Source organism: Streptomyces antnestii (assembly GCF_004005495.1).
GTDB lineage: Bacteria > Actinomycetota > Actinomycetes > Streptomycetales > Streptomycetaceae > Streptomyces > Streptomyces antnestii.
The window spans coordinates 1-3734 of record NZ_RZYA01000048.1 but is presented as its reverse complement, the minus strand read 5'-3'; the positions used below and the strand labels follow the sequence as shown (position 1 = coordinate 3734).

Sequence of the window (3734 nt, the reverse complement as noted above, 5' to 3'; positions counted from 1 at the left end):
CCGGGGCGAGGCGGCGGCACCGGCGGAGTGATCGGCCCCGCATGGTCGGCGTTTAGGGAGGGCCTGGGCGAGTGCGCCCGTCCCCCTGCCGGTCCAGGGGACGAAGAGGCCGAGCGGAACGCCGAGCCACACCCCGTTGGGTGCCCCGAGCAGCCCGCGGCGACGGCCACCAGTAACACCGTGACCAGCGACGAGACGGTCGGCCGCACTAGCCGGTGCACGGCGTCGAGGGCGCGGGGAAGCGGCGTCCGCCGTGACGCGAGCAGCGTGATCACCAGGACGCACTCACAGCGCCCCGCCCAGCAGCGACGTGCCAGCCTCGACGGTGAACCCGACCGTCGCCTTCGCGTGCACGAGGTCGCCGCCCCGGTCCGGCAGCAGCTCCCAGATCGAGCCCGCCCGGCACGCAGTCGAGCCCGAGCTCCCCGCCGTCAATCGTGATGAGGTCGTGACCCGCCCAGGCGAGCCCTCCCGGCATCGCCAGGAACAGGGCGACGACGGATCCCATGCGTGCCCCGAGTTCGGCCGGCGTGACCTCAACTCCCGTTCCACGCAGGCAACGCAGGCAACGCAGGGAACGTAGGGAACGTAGGGAAAACCAACCGAGTGCCAGCGCGCCCGTGAGGGCCACGCCGAGCGGCGCGATATCGATCGCCGTGTGGGGGTCCTGCGCCCCGTCCGGTCCGAAGGCTGAGACGTCTCCCGACGGGGACACCCGCCCGCCCACCGTCAGGACCACCACCGCGGCCGTCATCGGACCGAGCGAACCGACGGAATCGGCATCCAGCAGCCGCAGGCCGAGCGCGGCGACCGCGGCCATGCCGACGAACGTCCAGCTCACGGCGGCGACAGCGGAGAGCGGTACGTCGCCCAAGGGCACACCGCCGCGCCCGCTGCCCCGCCCGCTCCCCGTCCGACGGTCTCCACCGGCGCCCGCCGACCCGCACCGCGATGTATCGGATGCCCCATTCACGCATGATCCGTGGGCACTTGTGGGTTCTTGCCACTCTCCGGGGCTGTTTCGTCCCCGCCAACAGGGCGGACGCCAGGGCGCGTACGCGGTCTTCACAAGCCCCGCCGCAAGGCCCGACTTTCGGTCAGGGGGCTCCTCCTGAAATAGTTCCCCACGATGTTCGACATCCCTAGACTCCCCACGACGGGGGCTAGCTCGGGGGACAACTCAGTTGGGGCTGGAGTGCCGGAACTCGTACTGGAATTGAATGGAAGGACCTGGACGCTCGATCCGTCCAGGCCGTACACCCTCGGACGTGATCCGCAGGGGGACGTGGTGATCGACGACGCCAGGGTTTCCTGGCGGCACGCCACGATCAGCTGGGGCGGTCGCAGTTGGGTCATCGAGGACCACGGCTCCACCAACGGCACCTTTGTACAGGGCCAGCGGATCCAGCAGATGGAGATCGGCCCGGGCTCCGCGCTGAACCTCGGCAACGCGACGGACGGCCCGCGGGTGAACCTGTCCGGCAGCGCCCCGGTGGCCGCGGCCCAGCAGGCGCAGCCGGCCCAGCAGGCGCACGCACCGCAGGCCCCGGCTCAGCAGCCGTACGCCGCGCCGCAGGGCGCCGACGCCGGCTGGGCCCAGAGCGCACAGCAGCAGATGCCCGCCCAGCAGGGCTGGCAGCAGCCGCAGCAGGCCCAGAACATCCCGCCCCAGCAGGGGGCCGGCGGCGCCGCGGGGGCTCCGTCGGCCTACGGCGACCGCAGCCCCACGACGTTCCACCAGCTGGCCCTCGGCCGGGTGATGCGGATCGGTCGTGCGCTCGAGAACGAGCTGGTCGTCTCCGACCTCCAGGTCTCGCGCAACCACGCCGAGTTCCACGCGACGCCCGACGGGCGCTTCGAGATCCGCGACCTCGGCTCGCACAACGGCACGTACGTCAACGGCCAGCCGATCGCCAAGGGCGGCTCGCAGCTCCTCGGCCCGAACGACATCGTCGGCGTCGGCCACTCGACGTTCCGCCTCGTCGGCGACCGTCTCGAGGAGTTCGTCGACACCGGTGACGTCTCCTTCTCCGCCCGCCACCTGACGGTGACGGTCGACGGCGGCAAGCAGATCCTCAAGGACGTCTCCTTCGGTGTCCCGGAGAAGTCGCTCATCGCGGTCATCGGCCCGTCCGGCTCCGGCAAGTCCACCCTGCTCAAGGCGCTCACCGGTTACCGGCCCGCCAACCAGGGCGACGTCCTCTACGACAACCGGAACCTGTACAAGCAGTTCGCCGAGCTGCGCCAGCGCATCGGTCTGGTCCCGCAGGACGACATCCTGCACAAGGAGCTGAGGGTCAGCACGGCCCTCAAGTACGCGGCCAAGCTGCGCTTCCCCTCGGACACCAGCGCGCAGGAGCGCGAGCAGCGCATCGACGAGGTGCTGCGCGAGCTCAAGCTGGACATCCACAAGGACAAGAAGATCACCGCGCTCTCGGGCGGCCAGCGCAAGCGCGTCTCGGTCGCCCTGGAGCTGCTCACCAAGCCGTCCCTGATCTTCCTGGACGAGCCGACCTCCGGCCTCGACCCGGGCATGGACCGCGACGTCATGCAGCTCCTTCGCGGCCTCGCCGACGACGGCCGCACGGTCCTCGTCGTCACGCACTCCGTGGCCGAACTGGCGATCTGCGACAAGCTCCTCGTGATGGCTCCGGGCGGTTCCGTGGCCTACTTCGGCCCGCCCGAGGAGGCCCTGAACTTCTTCGGCTACAGCACCTGGGCCGATGTGTTCTCCGCCTTCGAGAACTACCGCGACTACGACTGGGCGGGCCGCTGGAAGGGCTCGCAGCACTACCAGATGTACGCCGCGGACATCGACGCCGTCGCCGCACAGTCCGTACACATGCCGCCGCCGCAGGCGATGAGGCCACCCAAGCCGCAGGGCTGGGGCTCGCAGCTGTGGACCCTGATCCGCCGCTACGCGTCGGTGATCGCGTCCGACAAGGGCTTCTTGGGCCTGATGGTGATCCTGCCGGCGGTCCTCGGCTTCGTCAGTACGGTGATCCCCACCGACTTCGGCCTCGCCCCGCCGAGGCCGCCGTCCCGGTTCAACAGCACCGCGGGCACGATCATGCTGATCCTCGCGGTCGGCATGTGCTTCTCCGGCGCGGCCAACTCCGTACGTGAGCTGATCAAGGAACGCGTGATCTACGAACGGGAACGGGCCACCGGCCTGTCCCGCTCGGCGTACCTGATGTCCAAGGTGATCGTCCTCGGCGTCGTCACGGCCATCCAGGGCGTGATCATCTGCGCCATCGGCTTCGCCCCGCGCGACCTGCCCGCCGAGGGCCTGATCATGCCGCCGGCCGTCGAGCTCTGCATCATGATCATCGCGCTCGGCTTCACGTCGATGATGATCGGCCTGGTCATCTCCTCGCTGGTGAAGACCGCCGAGAAGACGATGCCGCTCCTCGTCATGTTCGCGATCGTCCAGGTCGTGTTCACCGGCGTCCTGTTCCAGGTGTTCGGCTCGCCCGGCCTCGAGCAGGTCGGCTGGCTGATGCCGTCCCGCTGGGCCATCGCCGGTGCCGGTTCGACGCTCGACCTGTCGCACCTCATGCCGCCGTGGGACCGCGAGGACCCGACCAACCTGGACCCGCTGTGGGAGCACTCGGCCGGTCAGTGGGGCTTCAACCTCACCGTCCTGATCCTCCTCGGCGTCGTCTGCGGCTTCGCGGTCGCGCGCCTGCTGCGCCGCCACGAGCCCGAGGTCATGCGCAAGTAGCGCGTGCCCT

At 70.0% G+C, this 3734-nt stretch carries 1 protein-coding gene and 1 pseudogene; one reads left to right on the top strand and one right to left on the bottom strand.

Features of this window, described 5'->3' with window-relative positions; translation table 11 throughout:
* Window positions 1–820 (bottom strand): annotated as a pseudogene (locus EOT10_RS40835) (streptophobe family protein); the annotation flags it as partial.
* A gap of 375 nt (window positions 821–1195) precedes the next feature.
* Here EOT10_RS40835 and EOT10_RS40830 point away from each other — a divergent pair.
* Window positions 1196–3724, top strand: a complete 2529-nt coding sequence (locus EOT10_RS40830) for an ABC transporter ATP-binding protein/permease (RefSeq protein WP_127833432.1) — start codon at window positions 1196–1198, stop codon at window positions 3722–3724.
* Window positions 3725–3734 lie beyond the last annotated feature (10 nt).